The organism is Vibrio sp. HM8-C, assembly GCF_058630515.1.
Genome location: NZ_JBMMKS010000044.1, coordinates 1 through 391 on the forward strand (window position 1 = coordinate 1; position 391 = coordinate 391).

General features: G+C 45.8%; 2 protein-coding genes. Both read right to left on the reverse strand.

Annotated elements, in window-relative coordinates; all coding sequences use genetic code 11:
- Positions 1 to 35: 35 nt before the first annotated feature.
- The gene (locus ACOSVQ_RS20645) at positions 36 to 236 is read right to left on the reverse strand and encodes a hypothetical protein (RefSeq protein ID WP_491984305.1); all 201 of its coding nucleotides are present in this window, start codon (positions 234 to 236) and stop codon (positions 36 to 38) included.
- Positions 236 to 391: DUF1293 family protein (locus ACOSVQ_RS20650; protein WP_491984306.1), on the reverse strand; the 156-nt coding region annotated here is incomplete at its 5' end. The genes ACOSVQ_RS20645 and ACOSVQ_RS20650, both read right to left, overlap by 1 nt.

The window sequence follows — 391 nt, forward strand, 5'->3', positions numbered from 1 at the left end:
TTACATTCATCGTTTTCATAGGATTTTTTCCTTTTTTAGTGGTGGTTAATCTTCTTCCAACACCAACAAATGGCGAGAAACAACACGGTTTCTGGCATCACTTGTTTGAGTTGGTCGAGGGTCATATACGGCGGCGCAAGCTCGGTTTTCACCTCAGCCAACGTCACCAATTGGTAGCCGTTCGAGCAATCTTTAGTCTCACAAGTAATGAGATAAGTGCCTGAATTGAAGCTCATTACTTAGTCATGCCCGAGGCTTTAAAGTGGGCTTTGATTTCATCATCCACAGGGATCAACTCGGTCACGATAGCGCCCGATAACGGATCGTTCGGGTTGATTTCCATTCTTAATTCGTACTCACGGCGAGGGACTAACGCGCCGGTTTTCTCAAG

What these genes read in the sequence shown, in the direction of transcription:
- ACOSVQ_RS20645 (WP_491984305.1), bottom strand. Translation starts at nt 236, where the DNA reads ATGAGCTTCAATTCAGGCACTTATCTCATTACTTGTGAGACTAAAGAT.